This is a genomic window from Vibrio sp. Y176 (assembly GCF_033438945.1).
Map to the genome: position 1 here is coordinate 1 of NZ_JAWOQS010001165.1, position 522 is coordinate 522.

At 44.3% G+C, this 522-nt stretch carries 1 protein-coding gene; it reads right to left on the bottom strand.

Translation table 11 applies throughout. The annotated features are described in order from the left end of the window. Positions 1-522 (bottom strand): mechanosensitive ion channel family protein (locus tag R7O13_RS30770; RefSeq protein WP_318305706.1); only part of this gene is annotated, 522 nt, incomplete at both ends.

A 522-nucleotide genomic window follows, 5' to 3' on the forward strand; every position in this document is an offset into this window, starting at 1 on the left:
ACGAATCAAATGTTCTAAATGGTTCGCCTTATCTGTCGGGCAGAAGATCATCACATGCACAATCTGCTCACCATTAATATGACTTGAAATGTGGATGTGCGGCTCTGCGCCCGGCAGATCAACGCCAGCATGCTTCTCGATCATGGTATTGTAACGATGTGCAACATCACTAAAGTAACTGCAATGCTCATCAATTTTGTCCGTTAACGGTGTCAGTAGCGGATACAAGTTGACGAAGTCTTTCACCACAATCGTGAAATTATGGTAAACATAACGCTTCATGAAGTTGAGGTTTTTAACCGGATAGGTGAAAAACATACTATTAGGCAACGTCGCAGTTTTACCCGTGTAATGGTATTGCCCGTGATGCAAATCGATCTCTTGAATCACTGTCGCCATCATGTTGTGTTCGATCACCTCGCCACACAACTTACCCACTTCAATCCAATCACCCACTCGAAACGAGCGCGAACTCGCACGTTGAATCGAGCCTGTAAAACACAAAATGATCTCTTTCGATGC